Annotated in this window: 17 protein-coding genes; 12 read left to right on the plus strand and 5 right to left on the minus strand. The window is 63.7% G+C overall.

Annotated features, from left to right (window positions below; genetic code table 11):
- Positions 1 to 87: 87 nt before the first annotated feature.
- Positions 88 to 1,272: an acetyl-CoA C-acetyltransferase gene (locus NKI10_RS09130; protein WP_023673832.1), complete on the minus strand. Its 1,185-nt coding sequence runs from the start codon at positions 1,270 to 1,272 to the stop codon at positions 88 to 90.
- A 302-nt stretch (positions 1,273 to 1,574) separates the two neighbouring features.
- On the opposite strand from NKI10_RS09130, the gene phaR reads away from it, so the two are divergent.
- Positions 1,575 to 2,189, plus strand: a complete 615-nt coding sequence (phaR, locus tag NKI10_RS09135; RefSeq protein ID WP_023685813.1) for a polyhydroxyalkanoate synthesis repressor PhaR — start codon at positions 1,575 to 1,577, stop codon at positions 2,187 to 2,189.
- Positions 2,190 to 2,234: 45 nt separating this feature from the next.
- On the opposite strand, the gene NKI10_RS09140 is transcribed toward phaR, so the two are convergent.
- The gene (locus NKI10_RS09140) at positions 2,235 to 2,690 is read right to left on the minus strand and encodes a GNAT family N-acetyltransferase (protein ID WP_031194243.1); all 456 of its coding nucleotides are present in this window, start codon (positions 2,688 to 2,690) and stop codon (positions 2,235 to 2,237) included.
- 50 nt (positions 2,691 to 2,740) lie between these two features.
- Positions 2,741 to 3,160 (minus strand): rhodanese-like domain-containing protein, encoded by a 420-nt coding sequence (locus tag NKI10_RS09145; RefSeq protein WP_023702797.1) that lies wholly within the window; start codon positions 3,158 to 3,160, stop codon positions 2,741 to 2,743.
- Positions 3,161 to 3,249: 89 nt separating this feature from the next.
- Between NKI10_RS09145 and ftrA the strand changes: the two genes are divergently transcribed.
- The gene (ftrA, locus tag NKI10_RS09150) at positions 3,250 to 4,242 is read left to right on the plus strand and encodes a transcriptional regulator FtrA (protein WP_023752866.1); all 993 of its coding nucleotides are present in this window, start codon (positions 3,250 to 3,252) and stop codon (positions 4,240 to 4,242) included.
- Here ftrA and NKI10_RS09155 read toward each other — a convergent pair.
- Positions 4,239 to 5,378, minus strand: a complete 1,140-nt coding sequence (locus NKI10_RS09155; RefSeq protein WP_023693620.1) for a citrate synthase — start codon at positions 5,376 to 5,378, stop codon at positions 4,239 to 4,241. The two genes, ftrA and NKI10_RS09155, sit on opposite strands and share 4 nt — an antisense overlap.
- A gap of 93 nt (positions 5,379 to 5,471) precedes the next feature.
- Between NKI10_RS09155 and NKI10_RS09160 the strand changes: the two genes are divergently transcribed.
- From NKI10_RS09160 to NKI10_RS09205, 10 genes are all read left to right on the plus strand, one after another.
- Complete coding sequence (locus NKI10_RS09160) at positions 5,472 to 6,560, plus strand: citrate synthase/methylcitrate synthase (RefSeq protein WP_352859591.1); 1,089 nt, start codon at positions 5,472 to 5,474, stop codon at positions 6,558 to 6,560.
- Positions 6,561 to 6,945: 385 nt separating this feature from the next.
- Complete coding sequence (locus tag NKI10_RS09165; RefSeq protein WP_023715056.1) at positions 6,946 to 8,076, plus strand: patatin-like phospholipase family protein; 1,131 nt, start codon at positions 6,946 to 6,948, stop codon at positions 8,074 to 8,076.
- 481 nt (positions 8,077 to 8,557) lie between these two features.
- Complete coding sequence (locus NKI10_RS09170; protein ID WP_027050802.1) at positions 8,558 to 9,757, plus strand: efflux RND transporter periplasmic adaptor subunit; 1,200 nt, start codon at positions 8,558 to 8,560, stop codon at positions 9,755 to 9,757.
- Between the two features lie 65 nt (positions 9,758 to 9,822).
- Positions 9,823 to 12,993: an efflux RND transporter permease subunit gene (locus NKI10_RS09175; protein WP_352859593.1), complete on the plus strand. Its 3,171-nt coding sequence runs from the start codon at positions 9,823 to 9,825 to the stop codon at positions 12,991 to 12,993.
- A 96-nt stretch (positions 12,994 to 13,089) separates the two neighbouring features.
- Positions 13,090 to 13,248, plus strand: a complete 159-nt coding sequence (locus NKI10_RS09180) for a DUF3309 family protein (protein WP_023685825.1) — start codon at positions 13,090 to 13,092, stop codon at positions 13,246 to 13,248.
- 350 nt (positions 13,249 to 13,598) lie between these two features.
- Positions 13,599 to 14,015, plus strand: coding sequence for a DOPA 4,5-dioxygenase family protein (locus tag NKI10_RS09185; RefSeq protein WP_023690511.1), 417 nt, complete (start codon positions 13,599 to 13,601; stop codon positions 14,013 to 14,015).
- Positions 14,016 to 14,316: 301 nt separating this feature from the next.
- Positions 14,317 to 14,772, plus strand: coding sequence for a manganese catalase family protein (locus NKI10_RS09190; protein ID WP_081725537.1), 456 nt, complete (start codon positions 14,317 to 14,319; stop codon positions 14,770 to 14,772).
- 260 nt (positions 14,773 to 15,032) lie between these two features.
- The gene (locus tag NKI10_RS09195) at positions 15,033 to 15,641 is read left to right on the plus strand and encodes a hypothetical protein (RefSeq protein ID WP_023693627.1); all 609 of its coding nucleotides are present in this window, start codon (positions 15,033 to 15,035) and stop codon (positions 15,639 to 15,641) included.
- The gene (locus NKI10_RS09200) at positions 15,638 to 16,030 is read left to right on the plus strand and encodes a phage holin family protein (protein ID WP_023693628.1); all 393 of its coding nucleotides are present in this window, start codon (positions 15,638 to 15,640) and stop codon (positions 16,028 to 16,030) included. The genes NKI10_RS09195 and NKI10_RS09200 overlap by 4 nt, the downstream gene beginning before the upstream one ends.
- Entirely contained in the window at positions 16,027 to 16,869 is an 843-nt protein-coding gene (locus NKI10_RS09205) for a hypothetical protein (RefSeq protein ID WP_352859596.1), read from the plus strand. Before NKI10_RS09200 ends, NKI10_RS09205 begins: the two co-directional genes overlap by 4 nt.
- A gap of 229 nt (positions 16,870 to 17,098) precedes the next feature.
- Here NKI10_RS09205 and NKI10_RS09210 read toward each other — a convergent pair whose 3' ends face one another.
- Positions 17,099 to 17,344, minus strand: coding sequence for a MoaD/ThiS family protein (locus NKI10_RS09210; protein ID WP_023684042.1), 246 nt, complete (start codon positions 17,342 to 17,344; stop codon positions 17,099 to 17,101).
- Between the last annotated feature and the right edge of the window lie 21 nt (positions 17,345 to 17,365).

Genomic DNA, 17,365 nt, shown 5'->3' on the forward strand with positions numbered 1-17,365 from the left:
AGTGGGAATAGCGAGTACGGATCGATATCCCGCCGCGCTGCTCCTTCTTCCCTCTTCGCTACTCCCTATTCACTACTCACTTCTTGTTCACAGCGCTTCCACGCACAGAGCGACGCCCATGCCGCCGCCGATGCACAGCGTGGCAAGGCCCTTCTTGGCGCCGCGGCGGCGCATCTCGAAAACCAGCGTGTTGAAGACGCGGGCGCCCGACGCGCCGATCGGATGGCCGATGGCGATGGCGCCGCCATTGACGTTGACGATCGACGTATCCCAGCCCATGCCCTTGTTGACAGCGCAGGCCTGCGCGGCGAAGGCTTCATTGGCCTCGACAAGGTCGAGGTCCTTGACCGACCAGCCGGCTTTCTCGAGCGCCCGCTTCGAGGCGGGAATAGGTCCGGTGCCCATGATCGCCGGATCGACGCCGGCCGTCGCCCATGAGGCGATGCGCACCAGCGGGGTGATGCCGCGCCTTGTGGCTTCAGCCTCGCTCATCAGCAGCGCGCCGGCGGCGCCGTCATTGATGCCCGACGCGTTGGCGGCGGTCACGGTGCCGTCCTTGTCGAAAGCCGGCTTCAGCTTGGACATGGCGTCGATGGTGGCGCCGTGGCGGATGTACTCGTCCTGGTCGACGACAGTGTCGCCTTTCCTGCCCTTGATCGTGAAGGCGACGATCTCGTCCTTGAACTTGCCGGCCTTCTGCGCGGCCTCGGCCTTGTTTTGCGAGGCCAGCGCAAACTGGTCCTGGTCGTCGCGGGTGATCTGGAACTGGCGGGCGACGTTCTCGGCGGTGTTGCCCATGTGGTAGCCGTTGAAGGCGTCCCACAACCCGTCCTTGATCATGGTGTCGATCATCTTGTAGTCGCCCATCTTGACGCCGGCGCGCAGGTGCTCGGCGTGCGGCGACAGCGACATCGATTCCTGGCCGCCGGCGATGATCACAGTGGCGTCGCCGGCGGCGATCTGCTGCATGCCGAGCGCGATGGCGCGCAGGCCAGAGCCGCAAACCTGGTTGAGCCCCCAGGCGGTGGTCTCCTTGGGCAGGCCGGCATTGATCGACGCCTGGCGGGCGGGGTTCTGGCCCTGCGCGGCGGTCAGCACCTGGCCGAGAATGACCTCGTCGACTTCACCCGGCTCGACGCCGGCGCGCGCCAAAAGCTCCCTGATGACGACGGCGCCAAGTTCATGCGCCGGGGTGGCGGCGAAGGCGCCGTTGAAAGAGCCGACAGCCGTGCGTGCGGCGCTGGCAACGACGATTGAATTGGAAGCGGACATTTTTCTCTCCAGACTTCGAGGTGTCGTGTTCTTGGGGGCTTGTTGGGACTTTTCTTGCCCGTTCCACACCCCAAGTCAAACCGGAAATGGGCGTGCCGGCCAAGCGCCGCAAGCAGGGCGTGAGCGGCCGGCGGGATCGCCCAACCTTTGCTGCGCAGCATAATTGGCCGGCCATGCAGCAATAAATGATGCCGCACTGCACAAAGCGCTTGGAATTATAGAGCTTTTGCGCATATCCTTAAAAATGGCGCAATCGTTACCGGCGGCTTACTCAGGCGCGCCGGTGTCCCGGGAGGATGCTGATGGCCGCGAAAGACGACCCTATCATTATCAAGAAATATGCCAATCGCCGGCTCTACAACACCGGCACCAGCACCTATGTCACGCTCGAGGATCTGGCCGAGATGGTCAAGAAGGGCGAGGAGTTCACCGTCCAGGACGCCAAGACCGGTGACGACATTACCCATCCGGTGCTGACGCAGATCATCTTCGAACTGGAGAACAAGGATGGGCAGAACATGCTGCCGATCCCGTTCCTGCGCCAGTTGATCGCTTTCTATGGCGACCAGATGCAGCAGATCGTGCCGAGCTTCCTCGAACAGTCGATGATGGCCTTCTCCAAGGAACAGGAGCGGTTCCGCGAGCAGATGAAGGGCGCGATCGGCAAGTCGCCGCTGGATGTGATGAAGATCGCCACGCCGATCAAGGCGCTGGAAGAGCAGACACGCCGCAACATGGAAATGTTCCAGAACGCGATGCGCCTGTTCACGCCCTTCCCGACCGCCGCCACAAATGCTGCGGCCGCGGCTGCACCCGAGCCGGCCCGCAAGGACGTCCCGGAAAAGAGCGGCGACGACCTTCAGGAACTGAAGCAACAGATCGCCGCCATGCAGCGCAAGCTCGACACCATGTCGTAAGCGACCGCCGCATGGTCGACCGCCCTCAGTTGGTCGAGGCGGCCGTCACGGGTCGATTTTCAGCTGCCACGGTTCCCAGATATCGTCGGGCTGGCCGTCGAGCGAGCGGTAGAAGGCTTTGGCCGGCGAGTTGGATTTCAGCACCGTCCATTTGATGGCGGAGGCGCCAATGCTCAAAGCGTGTTGGCGAAGCTGTTCAACAAGCGCATGGCCGACCCCCATGCCGCGCGTCGCTTCAGTGACGTAGAGTTCCTTCAGCCAGACAACCGGCTTCAGGTCGTAGGTCCAGGGGATGAGGTAGTGGACGGCGATGCCGACGATCACGCCCTCTCGCTCCGCCACCAACACGCCGAACCGGGGCGATGGCCCCAGCCCGTGCTCGATGAGGTTCGCTTCGGTGACGCGAAGCTTGTCGTCATAACCCTCGAAGACGGCTAGCGCCCGCATGAGGGCGAGCACCGCACCGACATCCTGGCGCTCGAATGGACGAATTCTAACCATCGCCTTCTGCATGCTTGCTCAGTCTTCAAGGCCGACCATATCGCGTGGCCTCACGCGTGCAAGACACCGGGCTCCTTGCCTGAAGCGAAAGGAAGGTCCTCGTCCTGCCAACCGGTTATGCCGCCGATCATGATCTTCACGGGACGACCGAGGCTGGCCAGCTTGAAGGCCGCCTGATCCGCGCCATTGCAATGCGGTCCCGCGCAATAGACGACGAACAGCGTCCTTTCGGGCCATTGCACCATCCGCCCGGCCGATATTTCGCGGTGGGGCAGATGCAGCGCGCCCGGCACATGGCGGCGTCCATAGGCTTCCGGCGAACCGACCACATGCAGGAGAACAAAGTCCGGCTCCCCGGCACGCAGTGCGGCGGCGACGTCGGAACAGTCGGTCTCGACGGAAAGCCGGCGCAGAAAATGGTCGCGGGCGATATCCGGCGATGCCGCCGGAATGTCTGTCACGTGGCTCATCCTCGTATCTCCATTGCTGATGCGACGGAGAGATAAGACAGGAAGCAGGGCGATTGCAGCTGGCAGCTTTGCCATATATCGTCAAGATCATGCCATCCTCTGCCAATCCGCGCCCTGCCAACCCTCTTGTCGTTGCCGTTGCCTATGACGGCCTGTGCACGTTCGAGTTTGGCGTGGCGGTTGAGATCTTCGCCTTGCCCCGGCCGGAAATGGGTGAGGATTGGTACCGTTTTGCAGTTGCCGGTATTGATACCGGTGAAATGCGCGCGCTGGGCGGCGTGCGTATTGTTGCCGACGGCGGGATCGATCTGATCGGCCAGGCCGGCACGGTGATCGTACCGGGATGGCGCGGAACGGAGGCTCCGGTGCCGCCGGCGCTGATCGAGGCGCTTCGAAAGGCACACGAGCGCGGCTCTCGCATTCTTTCGATCTGTTCGGGCGTGTTCGTGCTTGCCGCCGCCGGCCTGCTTGCGGGCAAAAGAGCGACCACGCATTGGCGCTACAGCGAGAAGCTGACGGAGATGTACCCCGACATCACCGTGATTCCGGACGTTTTGTACATCGATGAGGGCAATGTGCTGACATCGGCAGGCAGTGCCGCGGGCATCGACCTCTGCCTGCATCTGGTTCGGCGCGACTTCGGCACCAAGGCTGCAAACATGGTGGCGCGCCGTCTGGTCGTGCCGCCGCATCGCGACGGCGGCCAGGCGCAGTATGTCGAGAGCTCCGTTCCCGAGCCACATGAGCGCAGCCGGCTTGGACCGTTGATCGACAGGATGCGCGCCGATATTTCTGCCGACTATCCCGTCGCCATCTTGGCCGAGCTTGCCGGGATGAGCGAGCGGACGTTTCTGCGCCGCTTTGCGGCCGCAACCGGCGTCACGCCGGCGCGCTGGCTGCTGTCGGAACGGCTTTCGCGGGCGCGCACGCTGCTGGAAGACACCGCCATGCCGATCGAACGGATTGCCGAGACCGCCGGCTTTGGCGCGGCAGGCACGTTGCGGCATCACTTCCGCCGGCAATTCGCCACGACGCCCGTCGCGTACCGTGCGCGTTTCGGGAACACGGCCAGGTCGGCTTAAGTCACGCGTCCCTCATAGCGGCCACGCGGCCTGATGATGCTGCCGCTAATGATCTGTTCGACCATATGCGCGGCCCAGCCGACGCTGCGTCCAAGCGCGAATAGCTGGAACGGTGCATCGCGCGGCAAGCCAAGGCCGCGCGTTAGTGCGGCCAGGGCGAAGTCGATGTTGGGCTGGGCACCGGCTGCCGCCATGGCGGCTTTTTGCAGCTGTTGCAGCGTCTCGTCGACAGGGATGACTGCCAGAAGTGCGGTGGCACGGGGATCGCCGTCGGGATAGAGCGGATGGCCGAACGCCGGCAAGGGCCGATCATGGCCGAGCCAGCGCCGGATCGCCGCATCCGCGCCGTGGGCTGCTGCATCTTCAGCCAGTTGCATCACCGCTTCGCCGGCGCCGCCGTGGCGCGGGCCGGACAGCGTTGCCAGGCCGGCCAACAGGCATGCGGCAGGCGAGGCCCCTGTGGACGCTGCGACGCGGGCGGCGAAGGTCGATGCGTTGAGTTCATGATCGGCGAGCAGGACGAGGGCGCAGCGGATCGCTTCCGCTCCCGTCGCATCTACCGACCAGCCCTGCGCCAGGCGCTTATGGACGGGCGCTGTGCCGGCTTCAGCGCCCAGCGACTGCGCCAGCGCTCCGACTGTGCGCGCGGCCTCGGTGCACAGCGAGGCGGCGCTGCGTCCTAGCGAAGGCCGCCCGTGGCCTGCAAGCATGGCAAGCTGCGCAAAGGCCGAGGCGCGGCCGACTGGATGAGGCGCTTCAGATGACGGAGCTTTGAAAGCCACCGGTTCAGGCGAGGCCCAGAGCACAGCAGCGGTTTCCTCCAGCGTCGCCGCTTTGGAAAGCGCAACGGCGTCTTGCCCTCGGTAGATGAGGCGCCCGTGCAGAACGGTTGAAATTGCTGTTGCGATCGAGGGTTCGCCCCAGGCGATCGCACTCTCGGCGATGGCCGAGGGACTGCGGCCCCGCGCCCGGCGGGTCGCCAATGCCGCGATGTCGTCGGCGCGGTACTGGCTGCGGCGCGGGTCGCTCTCATCCGGCCGCATGCCGATGCGGCCACGGCTGACATAGGCGTAGAGCGTCTGCGGCCGGACCTTGAGCCGTTCCAGCGCCTCATCCCGCGACAGCCATTCGGACATTTTTAGCCCATGCATTGATTATATTGATCAAGATTGATCGAGGCGCAGCCTAACCCTTATCTCCCATGCAGAAAAGCTGCAAGGAGATGAGATATGCCGAACGGGCTCGATGATGTGGTGGCGGCGGAGACCGTGCTCTCCGATGTCGATGGCCTTGGCGGCCGCCTGACGATCCGCGGTCATTCGCTGCCGGAATTGGCGGGACGCTGGCGCTATGCGCAAGTGGTTCGCCTGTTGCTCGACGGCTTCTTCGACGGCCTTCCCGGCGATGCCGAACTGGCAGCGAGGCTGGGCAAGGCTCGCGTCGAGGTGTTCGAGCGGCTTGCGCCCTCGCTGCCGCTGCTCGCACCGCTTGAGATCTATGGCGCCATGCGCGCCGGCATGGCGCTGCTGCCGGATGGCGAGACGCTGACGGACGCCTTGCGGCTGATCGCGGCGCCCGCCGTGCTGACGCCGGCTCTGCTGCGGCTGGCGCGCGGCGAGCAGCCGACCGCACCTGACGCTAAGGCCGATCATGCCGCCGACATGCTGAGGATGCTCGAGGGATCCGTCCCGTCGCCGGCGCTGGCAAGGGCACTCGACACCTATCTGGTGACCGTGTGCGATCACGGCCTCAACGCCTCGACCTTTGCCACCCGCGTCGTCGCATCGACGCTGGCAGGGCTGACATCGTCGGTGCTGGCCGGGCTCGGCGCGCTCAAGGGGCCGCTGCACGGCGGCGCGCCCGGCCCGGTGATCGAGATGCTCGATGCAATCCAGGCGCATGGCGACGCGGCCGGTTGGCTGCGCGAGAAGGTCGCGCATGGCGAGCGCATCATGGGTTTCGGCCATCGTATCTACCGCGTGCGCGATCCGCGCGCCGATGTACTGAAAGCCGTCGTGCGGCAGCTCGGCAGCGAGGGCGAAGCCGGCCGCCGCCTGGCCTTCGCCGAACAGGTCGAGCAGACGGCGCTCGAAGTGCTGCGGATCGCCAAGCCGCAGCGCTCGCTGCAGACCAATGTCGAGTTTTACACAGCGCTTGTGCTTGAGGCGGCTGGCTTTCCGCCACAGGCGTTCAGCAATGTCTTTGCCGCCGGACGTGTCGCCGGCTGGATCGCGCATGCGCGCGAACAGCAGACGACGGGGCGGCTGATCCGTCCACAATCGCGCTATGTCGGGCCGGTGCCGGACCTCGTGGCCTGAGGTTCCAAGTTCAGATTGTTGCGAAGAGGACCCCACCCTAGCTTGCCGGGGCGAGCCACGGGTCTCGCCCGTCCTTCGGACCCCCACAAGGGGGAGGGCAGCTGGCGCGCGCCGCCGAAACGTCGGTGGTTTGCTGAGATCAGCGTCTACCAAGTCTCCCTCCCCCTTGTGGGGAGGGATCAAGGGTGGGGGTATTCGTAGGGCGAAGACCTGGGCGTGGAGGACCATTCCCATGACCAAAATTTCATGTGATCACGCGACCGTGTTCGTGTTCTTGCCTTGGTCATCCCTTATATGCTGCGCTGCAATACAAGTCCGCTGCAGTCGAACCCGCCCGATCCCCGGGCGGAATGAGGCAGCAGCGACCAAACCGAACAGGAACGCCATGACCAAAAACGGCAAGGCGGAGGAAACGAAGAAGATCAACATCGCGCTGCAGGGCGGCGGCTCGCACGGGGCCTTCTCCTGGGGCGTGCTCGACCGGCTGCTGGAGGATGGCAGGCTGGAGATCGCGGCGGTGTCCGGCACCAGCGCCGGCGCCATGAATGCGGTGGCGCTGGCCGATGGGTTTGTGCGCGCCGGCGTCGAGGGTGCACGGCAAAAGCTCGACGATTTCTGGCGCGCGGTGGCGGCCAAGGGCCGCTTCAGCCCGGTGCAGCGCATGCCGTGGGACGTCGCCTGGGGCAACTGGTCGATCGAGAACACGCCCGGATATTTCTTCTTCGACACCATGTCCCGAGTGTTTTCGCCCTATGTCGCCAATCCGCTGGGCTTGAACCCGCTGCGCGACGTGGTCGAGCAGGAGATCGATTTCAAAAATGTTCACGCCTGCAAGTCGATGGAGCTGTTCATTTCGGCGACCAATGTCGAGACCGGCCAGCTGCGCGTCTTTTCCGATGGCGAGATCGACCTCGACACGGTGATGGCCTCGGCCTGCCTGCCACAATTGTTCCGCGCCGTCGAGATCAAGGGCGTGCCCTATTGGGATGGCGGCTATGGCGGCAATCCGGCGCTGTTCCCGTTCTTCAAGACGGCGGCGACCGAGGATGTGCTTTTGGTGCAGATCAATCCGGTGGTGCGCGAAGGCACGCCGAGAAGCGCCAACGAAATCCAGAACCGCATCGACGAGATCACCTTCAATGCCGGGCTGCTGAACGAATTCCGCTCGATCGCCTTCGTCAAGGAGCTGATCGCCGCCGGCCGGCTGCCGCCTGGCGAATACCGCGACATCCGCATGCACCGCATCGATGCCGACGAGGCGTTCAAGGATCTGTCGGCGTCGTCCAAGGTCAATGCGGAATGGGCCTTCCTGAGCTATCTCAGAGACCTTGGCCGTATAGCGGCCAGCGACTGGCTGGAGGAGAATTACGACGCCGTCGGCAAGCGGCCGACGCTCGATCTTTCCGGCGAACTCGATGACGGCTTCAAACCGGTGCGCGGGCCGGCACCGGGACGGCGGGTGAAGGAATTTCTCGCCGCCCGCAAGAAGCCGGAGGCGGAACGCCGGCGGGCCTGAGTTTTTCGGAGCAGCGCCGGCGGCTTTCCCGATGCGGCGCAACTTCTGCGTGTGACGGTATACAAAATCATACTGACGCCTACTGCCATTCAAGTCGCGACGACGCAGGGCGCGCCCACATTTGAGCGTCAAAAACTGGTGCGGGCACAGGGGATGTCAGTGCCCAAAACGCCTTGAAAACAAAGCGCCTCCAACATCCGTATGGTTCCGAGACTGTGGTTCCGCCGCCTGACGGGGCGCCGATAAAACCGTTTCCGTTGGCCACACTACGCCTGCCTTGCGCAATGCCCCTGCAACTTTTCGACTGTATTGCGATGCAACTTTGATGTAGAAGCGCGGCTTCGCCGTTCACGGCAAATTGAACACGGCCTGGCGCGCACCCATATCGGCGATGCGCCCGAGTTGGAAGACACGGTAGCTGTTAGACGACGGACACCCTGTTGGATAACGACTTGGCCGAACCCCGCAGTGGAAAAAAATGATGCCGAAGATCAGGTTTCACAAGCTTGCCGCTATTGTCGTGCTCATCGGCTTCGCCGCCTGGATGGGAACAGGCGCGTTCTCGTCCGTCGGCAGCGCCGCTGTCGAAGGCGCTGCCAAGCCGGGCGACCAGGCCAAGCCGGGCGATCAGGCCAAGGCGCCGGACGCAGCCAAGCCCCCGACCACTGGGCCTAAGGCAGCCGAGGCCGAACCGAAGGCGCCGCTGCGCACCGTCGCGGTGGTGACGCCGCCGCGCAAGACCTATGCCCGCGCCATCCGCATTTCCGGGCTGACCGAGGCCGACAAGCGCGCCGTGCTGGCGACGCGTGTCGCCGGCGTCATCGAAAAGCTGCCGGTCAAGCAGGGCGATCACGTCAAGACCGGCGATCTGGTGCTGATGCTTGCGGCGGAAGAAAAGATCTCGATGGTCGACAATGCCAAGCAGCTCGTCGTGCAGCGCCAGGCTGAACTCGAAGCGTCGCTGCGGCTCATGAAGACCGGCAATCTGCCCAAGCTGCAGCTCGACACGGCGCGTTCGAACCTGACCGCTGCGCAGTCGCAGCTGGAAACGGCGCAGGCCGAACTCGACCGCAATCTGGTCAAGGCGCCCTTCGACGGCGTCATCGACCGGGTGCCGGTGGAGCTCGGCAGTTCCGTCATGCAGGGCGGCGAGGTGGCAACCATCCTCAAGCTCGATCCGGTGATTGCGCGCGGTGAAGTCAGCGAACGCGACCTCGGCTATCTCAAGCTCGGCGACAAGGCTGCTGTGCGGCTGGTCAGCGGCCAGACCGTCGAAGGCACCGTGCGCTACATCAGCCGCGACGCCTCGTCGGCGACGCGCACCTTCCGCGTCGAGATCGCCGTCCCCAATGCCGACGGCTCGGTGCCGGCCGGCATGACGGCAGAGATTGCGCTCAGCGCGCAGCCGACCGACGCCGTCATGTTGCCGCGCTCCGTGGTGACGCTGGGCGACAAGGGAGACCTCGGCATCCGCGCCGTCGACAAGGACAACAAGGTGGTGTTCTTCCCGATCGACCTGGTCGATGACTCGCCGAAGGGCCTGGTGCTTGGCGGCATTCCCGCCGATGCCCGCGTCATCGTCGCCGGCCAGGAGCTCGTCAAGGAAGGGGACGTCGTCAAGCCGGTCGAGGCCGACCAGGCGACCATCCAGAAACTGTTGGGCGAAGCGACAACGCAGTAGCGCCGGGTGGCCCCGGGCGGGGACAACCGGCCGCCATGCGGCTCCTGAAATCTTGAGAACAGGCCATGGATATCGTCAAACTCGCGATCAACAATGCCCGGCTGACCATTGCGGTGCTGGTCTTCCTGCTGCTGGCGGGCTGGGTCGCCTATCAGTCGACACCGAAGGAAGCGGAACCCGACGTTCCTACCCCTTATGTTTATATAAATGTTGCCTATCAAGGCATCGCGCCCGAAGACGCTGAAAGACTTCTGCTTAGGCCTCTGGAGGCAAAGCTTAAGAGTCTCAAGGGGTTAAAGGAGATGAAATCATCCGCCTATCAGGGCGGTGCCTTTGTCTTCCTTGAGTTTCTGCCGTCTATAAAAGTCGACACCGCGGTGACTGATACACGCTCGAAGGTTCAGGACGCGAAGGCTGACCTTCCCCAAGCGGCAGAAGAACCGGTTGTTACCGAGGTCAACATTTCCGAGTTTCCCGTCCTGGTCGTCACGCTGTCCGGCGATGTGCCCGAGCGTGTGCTTACGGCGGCGGCGCGCGAACTGCGCGACCGCATCGAGGAAGTCCCGGGCGTTCTTGAGGGCACCATACAAGGCGCGCGCGACGATCTCGTCGAGGTCGTCATCGACCCGATGAAGCTGTCCTCCTACGGCCTGCAGCTCGACCAGTTGATCGGCGCGGTCGGCGCTTCCAACAGCCTGGTCGCCGCCGGCAATATCGAGGGTTCGGAAGGCAAATACGCGGTCAAGGTGCCGTCGCTGATCGAGACACCCGAGGATGTCGCGTCCTTGCCGGTGGTCGCCGGCCCCAATGCCGTCGTGCAGGCGAAGGACATCGCCACGGTGCGTTCGACCTTCGCCGACGCCGAGACCATCACTCGCCTCAACGGCAAGCCGGCCATCGCCATCGAAGTCAAGAAGCGCATCGGCGCCAACCTGATCGACACGCTGGCCAAGGTGCGGGAAGTGTCCGACGCCTACGTCAAGACGATGCCGGAAGGCATGAACATCACCTACACGCAGGACAAGTCTGTCTTCGTCAACCAGCTGCTGGGCGACCTGCAGAACCACGTGATGATCGCCGTCATCCTGGTGTTCATCGTCATCCTTTATGCGCTGTCGGGCCGCGCCTCGCTGCTGATCGGGCTTGCCATTCCGTCATCGTTCCTGATCGGCATCCTGCTGCTTGCCATGATGGGCTACACGATCAACATGATCGTGCTGTTCAGCCTTATCCTGGCGGTCGGCATGCTGGTCGACGACGCCATCATCGTAACCGAATTCGCCGAACGGCGCATGGGCGAAGGCATGCCGAAGGCGGAAGCCTTCACGCTGGCCGCCAAGCGCATGGCCGGCCCCGTCATCGCCGCGACGATGACGCGCATCGCGGCATTTTCGCCGCTGCTGTTCTGGCCCGGCATCATCGGCGACTTCATGAAATACATGCCGATCACGCTGATCGTCACGCTGTCGGCCTCGATGCTTTATGCGCTGGTGTTCGCGCCGACGCTGGGCGCGCTTTTCGCCAAGGCGCCGGAGCATCACGAGGAACACAATCGCGACGGCTGGTACATGGCGCTGGTCAAGCAGGCGGTGCGCTTCCCCATTACTGTGCTGGTGCTCACCGCCGTCTTGCTGACCGGCGTCGGCTTCGCCTATTCGAAATATGGCGCCGGCGTCGAGTTCTTCCCCAGCGTCGAGCCCGATTACGGCCTGCTCTATGTGCATGCCCGCGGCAATCTCTCGCTGGCCGAAATGGATACGGCAACCAGGATCGCCGAAAACCGGCTGCTTGGCTGGCCTGGCGTCAAATCGGTCTATACCCGCGTCGGCAAGACGCAGGGCGGCGGACAGGACGTGCCGGAGGACGTCGTCGGCGTCATCCAGTATGAGTTCATCGACTGGCGCGAGCGCAAATCGGCGAACAATATCCTGGATGAGCTGCGCACCGTCATGGCCGGCATTCCCGGCGTCGATGTCGAAGTGCGCGTGCCGGAGGCCGGTCCTCCCACAGGCAAGGCGGTCCAGCTCCGGCTTTCGGCCATCGATCCAAAAGGGCTTGACGACCAGGCCCGTGCGGTCGCGGCGCGCATCGCCAAGGTGCCCGGCGTCATCGACGTTTCCGACGGCCTGCCGCCGCCCGGCGTCGACTGGGCGCTCGAGGTCGACCGCGCCAAGGCGGCGCAGTACGGCATCAGCCCGACCGCGGTCGGCACCGTGGTGCAATTGGTGACCAATGGCTTGAAGCTGTCCGAGTACCGGCCCGCCGGCGCCGACGATGCTGTCGATATCCGCCTGCGCCTGCCCGAAGACCGGCGCACGCTGTCGACGCTCGACGAGCTCCGGGTGCAGACCGCGCAAGGCTCGGTGCCGATTTCGAACTTCGTCGTGCGCAAGCCGGAGCCGACGGTCGGCATCCTCAACCGCATCGACGGCGCCCGCACCGTGGTCGTCCAGGCCAACGTCGCCGCCGGTAACCAGGTTGCGGCGGTGCAGGCGGAAGTGACCAAGGCGGTCACCGACATGAAGCTCGACAGCGGCATACGCTGGAAGCTCGCCGGCTCCAACGAGGACAGCGCCGAAGCCAGCGCCTTCCTCGGCAAGGCTTTTGGCGCGGCGATCTTCCTGATCTTCCTGGTGCTGCTGATGCAGTTCAACAAGTTCACCAGCGTGCTTCTGGTGCTGTCCTGCGTGGTCATGGCGACGATCGGCGTGTTCCTGGGGTTGCTTCTGACCGGCGAGGCCTTCGGCATCGTCATGTCGGGCATCGGCGTCATCGCGCTGGCCGGCGTGGTGGTGAACAACAACATCGTGCTCATCGACACCTATGACCGGCTGCGTGAAGAAGGCTGGGACAAGATGGAGGCGGTGCTGCAGACCTGCCGCGAGCGCGCCCGCCCGGTCGTGCTGACGGCGGTATCGGCCATCCTCGGCGTGCTGCCGATCGCCTTCGGCCTGGGGCTGGAAATCTTCCATCACGAGACGACGATCAACGCGCCGTCGACGCAATGGTGGATTTCGCTATCCTCGGCGATCGTCTTCGGCCTGTCCTTCGCCACCTTGCTGACGCTGGTGGTGACGCCGTCCATGCTGATGATCTTCACGCGCAGCAAGAACAGCCGCTTCTATGCGTTTTTCCGCAGGATTTTCGGCCGCGACAAGAAGCCGGATGCGCCTGTGGGGCCGAGGCCGGGTCCGCTCGACGAACCGGCAATCGCCTTCCCGAAAGCCGCGGAATAGCTGCATTCGACCAGTCAGACAAAAGGCCGTCCGGAACAACCGGGCGGCCTTTTGCATTGTCCCCTCGTATCCGACCAGCAAGGCGAGGGACTCTTAATGACCGTCAGCACCATCCTCATCATTGTCTTGATCCTGATCCTGATCGGCGCCGTACCGGCCTGGCCGCATTCGCGCTCCTGGGGCTATGGGCCGTCGGGGATCGCCGGCGCTGTGCTGGTGGTGCTGCTGATCCTGGTGCTGATGGGCAGGGTTTGATCGGAGCCTGAGATATCGGAGATTAGCGTTTCCTCGCCCCACGAAGTGCAGGCAATAGGCATACGGCGGTGCCAGCCCCCACTCCGGCCGCTGCGCGGCCACCTCTCCCACATGTCCATGGGGGAGAGGAAATGCCAAGCTTTTCAAGGCAGCGATCTTGGCGATTAGCATTTCCTCTCCCCCACGAATGTGGGGGTAGAGGTGGCTGGGCGAAGCCGAGACGGAGCGGGGGAGCTCCATATGCGATTGGCCCGAAATCGAGATGACGAGCACACGCTGTGCCCCCCTTGGCCACCCCGCCCCCTTGCGTATACGCTGCCCGCACCATAATCGCCGAGGGAGCCATCAAGGTGAACACCGCCAACCCGCCAAGGCCGCTCGCCGAGATCGCCAGCTATCACGCCCACATCTACTATGACGGCCAAGCCGAGCGGCAACACGCCGAATGGCTGCGCCTGCGCATCGGCGAACGTTTTCGCGTGCGCCTGGGCAACTGGCGCGACGAGCCGGTCGGCCCGCACGAGCAGGCCATGTACCAGGTCTCCTTCGCCACCGAGATCTTCGCCACGCTGGTCCCATGGCTGATGCTGAACCACGGCGGCCTGAGCATTCTCATCCACCCCAACACCACCAACCCCAAACGCGACCATCTCGTCGATCCGATCTGGATCGGCCGGCCGCTGGGGGTGCATGGGGAGGTGCTCGGCGAGGAAGATGAGGCGGAAGAGGCGCTGGAGGTGAATACGGAGCCGACGTTGGGGGCGTAGGGAGGCGTTCTGCAAAGTAGAGACTTGGCCTTGGAGACGCGTTCACCAGTAGCCTAGCTCAGGCATGCCTCAGGTCTTTGAGCTGGCCCCAGCGGAATCCCAAAGGCAGAAATTCGAGCGTACAGGCGGACCGGCACGATCCACCCCAGAAAAGTACGCCCAGCAGTCATTAGCGATGAGTGCAATCTCCAGCCGCAGAGTCGGCGAGCTGGTGGGCATGGCGTCAAAGCAGCGGGGGTAAGGTGGTCGCGGAAGCGCTACCGCCTTTCCCCGACAGGTCGGCGGCTCGGCCCTCAACGGGATGAACGTCCGCCAAATCTTGTCGACCGGCCTGGCCGCACTGCCTGAAAACGCCAACGGCGTTTCCCTTCAATGCTTCGCATCCCTACGCCGGCGGCAATCTTGCGCAGATATGGTCGCAAACGTCACTGCGGAAGGAAGTGGCCGCGTACTTGCTACCCGCCTGTACAACATGACCAACGATCCCGGCATGAAGGACATCGTGTCCTTCCTTATTGCGCGCGACACCATGCACCCACAGCAGTGGCTCACGGCCATTGAAGACATGGGCGGACTTAACGCGTTTCTGCCGGTCCCAACTCCTTCCCGTGTGTATCAGGACGTATCCTATGCCTTCATCAATTGCTTCGTCGAAGGTATCGAACCAGCGCGGGGCCGTTGGAGGATGGACCGTCGATGGACGGCAAGGGAGAGTTCTCCCTGGTCGCCGGTACGCCGAGGCGGGGCCGCCGAATAGGCAAAGATTGCAATACAGGAGGCAGCCGGCACTCGGCTCCTGCCCACGAGGGACAGGGCAACTCACTGTTGACTGGGTGCGTGCCTGACGAAGCTCTTCGTTTCGGCTGAGATAAATGCTCTCACTTACGGAACATCGCAGGTTCGTCGAAGTTGGAAAGCTACGGAGGACGTGCACATGAACAGTGTAATCTATCTTATCGGCCTTATCGTCGTCGTGCTCGCGGTCCTCTCCTTCCTCGGTTTTCACTAGGTGGCCTCATGCAGCATGAGAAGGATCAGGGTGGACAGCCCACCGATTTCGACAAGGCGAAAAGCGACGTCTCCGAAAGACTTCGCCAGGAAAATGAGCGTGCCAGCGAGTTGCTTCACGACGCGCGGGACGAGGTGACCCGTAAGGCTGGCGACTATGCATCTGAAGCCACGCAGGTCATCTCCGACAAGGCGGAGGAGGCGCAGCGCGACATCGGATCGAGCTTGGCGGCGTTGGGTGGTGCACTGCGAGCGGCCAGCGATCACCTTGCCAGCAACGATGAAAGGAACGCATCGAAGTTCGCTTTGGATGCTGCCAGTGGCCTTGAGCGGCTTTCATCGTCCTTGAAACAGAAGCCCTTTAGCCAAGTCCTTGATGACGTCCAGTCCTTCGGCCGGCAAAATCCCGGTGTCCTGCTTGCGGGATCGGTGTTGGCCGGATTGGCTCTCGGGCGGTTCATCAAGGCTTCTCCGCCGGCAAGGCCCGATTCTGAGGCCGCTCCGGGAGGCCTCAAATCACACACCGATCAGCCACAGGGTTGGTCCGCTGATCGTCCACAAGATTTTGGCGTGGTCGGCGATGATGGGGCCACGCAGATCGCGGAGCAGGACAGATGAACAACCAGGACAATCCCAGCCTTGCCGGGCTAGTCACCGATTTGGCCCAGAATGTCACCACTCTGGTGCAAACCGAGGCGAGGCTGTTTCGGGCCGAGCTCTCTGAAAAGCTTACCAAAGCCGGAGCAGGTGCCGCGGAAGTGCTGGGCGGCGCGATTTGCCTGCTCGCCGCGCTCTTGGTGTTGCTGCAGGCGCTCATTATCGCACTGACGCGGGCAGGGCTTGGCGCGGGATGGTCTTCCCTGCTGGTCGGTGTGGTCGTGGCGGTCCTCGGCGTCATCCTGCTGCGGACGGGGACGGCCAGCATGGCGCCTTCGGAACTTACCCCCGACCGGACCCAGGGACAGCTCAAGCGCGACGCGAGCGCGATTAAGGAACAGGTGAGATGAACGAGAAATCCGCAGCCGAACTTGAACGCGAGGCCGAGGCTGCTCGCGCTCGGGTGATGGAGACCGCCGGATCCATTCGAGGCAAGATGACGCCTGGACAATTGCTGGATGAGTTCACCGGGCTGTTCTCGGGAGGGGAGAGCGCGGCCATGCTCAGAAATCTCAGAACGCAGGTCCGAGACAATCCTTTGCCGGTCACCATGGTGGGCGCAGGTCTGGCCTGGCTGATGTTCGGCAGCGGTACCTCAAACACAGCCCACCGTTCGGCTGGCTATCCATTGCCTTCAGCGCCGGGACGACATGATGTAGCAGGGGAGCGCGGCGGCTTGGGCGGCACGCTCTCCGACGCCGCGGAATCGCTCTCCTCGAGCGCTGCCAGCGTCGGCGACACCATATCGAGCACCGCAAGAGCCGCTGCGGCGGGTCTGACGGGAAGCGCTGCCAATGCAAGCTCGACGACTGGGGACATGGCGGCGAAAGCCAGCCGCTCCGCGCAAGATCTGTTGGAGGACCAACCCTTGGCCGTAGCGGCCGTCGGTCTCGCCATCGGCGCCGCTATAGGTGCAATGCTGCCCCATACCGCAACGGAGGACGAGCAACTAGGCGCCTATGGCGACAAGCTTCGCGATTCCGCCGAAACTTTGCTCAATAGGGGCCTCGATGAGGCCAAGCAGGTCGCCGCCGAAGCCTATGAGACCATCAAGCAGGAAGCTGGCCGGCAAGATATGGAAGCAGACACGATAGCCGATCAGCTCGGCGAGATCGTGAAGTCCACAGCAGACAAGACCGAGCATGCCGTGCGCGAACGTATTTCCGATACGTCTCAGCGCCAAACCTAGCTTGATGATCCGTCAAACGGTGACCCGCTCGAGTCACTTCAGAGCGGTGTGCGGACTGATGTCCCTTGCCGATAGTAATCCAGCGGATCAGGTTCTCTGGATTATTGGCCAACCCGCCGCCGATAAGACGCGGTCAGCAAAACTGGTATCTAGGCGAGGACCGACCTGCACTTGAAGGTCGCAGACCGAGGATGCCGGTCCGCTCTGGGACGTAGGGCGACACCCCACTTCACCCCCCAGCCAGCCGCGGCAGCAGAAAAATCTCCGCCCCCGGCGGCAGTTCCTTCGACCACGTATCGCGATAAATCGTCCCGTCAATGGCCACCGCGATGCCCTTCTCGATCCAGGGCTCGATGCCGGGATACTGTTCAGCCAGTTTCCTGAACAGCTCCCTGATGTCCTTGGCCTCGACCTCGACCTTGCTCTGGCCGCCGGCGAGCTGGCCCAGCGCGCCCCAGAGCGTCACTTCGACCATTAGGGCAAGAACCTCATTTTG

Origin of the sequence: Mesorhizobium sp. M0802 (assembly GCF_040320115.1) — a bacterium.
Classification (GTDB): Bacteria; Pseudomonadota; Alphaproteobacteria; order Rhizobiales; family Rhizobiaceae; genus Mesorhizobium.

Coding starts and splice junctions, on each gene's coding strand:
- NKI10_RS09130 (WP_023673832.1), bottom strand. CDS start 1,272: ATGTCCGCTTCCAATTCAATCGTCGTTGCCAGCGCCGCACGCACGGCT.
- NKI10_RS09210 (WP_023684042.1), bottom strand. CDS start 17,344: ATGGTCGAAGTGACGCTCTGGGGCGCGCTGGGCCAGCTCGCCGGCGGC.
- NKI10_RS09205 (WP_352859596.1), top strand. CDS start 16,027: ATGAACGAGAAATCCGCAGCCGAACTTGAACGCGAGGCCGAGGCTGCT.
- ftrA (WP_023752866.1), top strand. CDS start 3,250: ATGCCATCCTCTGCCAATCCGCGCCCTGCCAACCCTCTTGTCGTTGCC.
- NKI10_RS09180 (WP_023685825.1), top strand. CDS start 13,090: ATGACCGTCAGCACCATCCTCATCATTGTCTTGATCCTGATCCTGATC.
- NKI10_RS09155 (WP_023693620.1), bottom strand. CDS start 5,378: ATGTCCGAATGGCTGTCGCGGGATGAGGCGCTGGAACGGCTCAAGGTC.
- NKI10_RS09145 (WP_023702797.1), bottom strand. CDS start 3,160: ATGAGCCACGTGACAGACATTCCGGCGGCATCGCCGGATATCGCCCGC.
- NKI10_RS09175 (WP_352859593.1), top strand. CDS start 9,823: ATGGATATCGTCAAACTCGCGATCAACAATGCCCGGCTGACCATTGCG.
- NKI10_RS09165 (WP_023715056.1), top strand. CDS start 6,946: ATGACCAAAAACGGCAAGGCGGAGGAAACGAAGAAGATCAACATCGCG.
- NKI10_RS09170 (WP_027050802.1), top strand. CDS start 8,558: ATGCCGAAGATCAGGTTTCACAAGCTTGCCGCTATTGTCGTGCTCATC.
- NKI10_RS09160 (WP_352859591.1), top strand. CDS start 5,472: ATGCCGAACGGGCTCGATGATGTGGTGGCGGCGGAGACCGTGCTCTCC.
- phaR (WP_023685813.1), top strand. CDS start 1,575: ATGGCCGCGAAAGACGACCCTATCATTATCAAGAAATATGCCAATCGC.
- NKI10_RS09140 (WP_031194243.1), bottom strand. CDS start 2,690: ATGGTTAGAATTCGTCCATTCGAGCGCCAGGATGTCGGTGCGGTGCTC.
- NKI10_RS09195 (WP_023693627.1), top strand. CDS start 15,033: ATGCAGCATGAGAAGGATCAGGGTGGACAGCCCACCGATTTCGACAAG.
- NKI10_RS09200 (WP_023693628.1), top strand. CDS start 15,638: ATGAACAACCAGGACAATCCCAGCCTTGCCGGGCTAGTCACCGATTTG.
- NKI10_RS09190 (WP_081725537.1), top strand. CDS start 14,317: ATGAACGTCCGCCAAATCTTGTCGACCGGCCTGGCCGCACTGCCTGAA.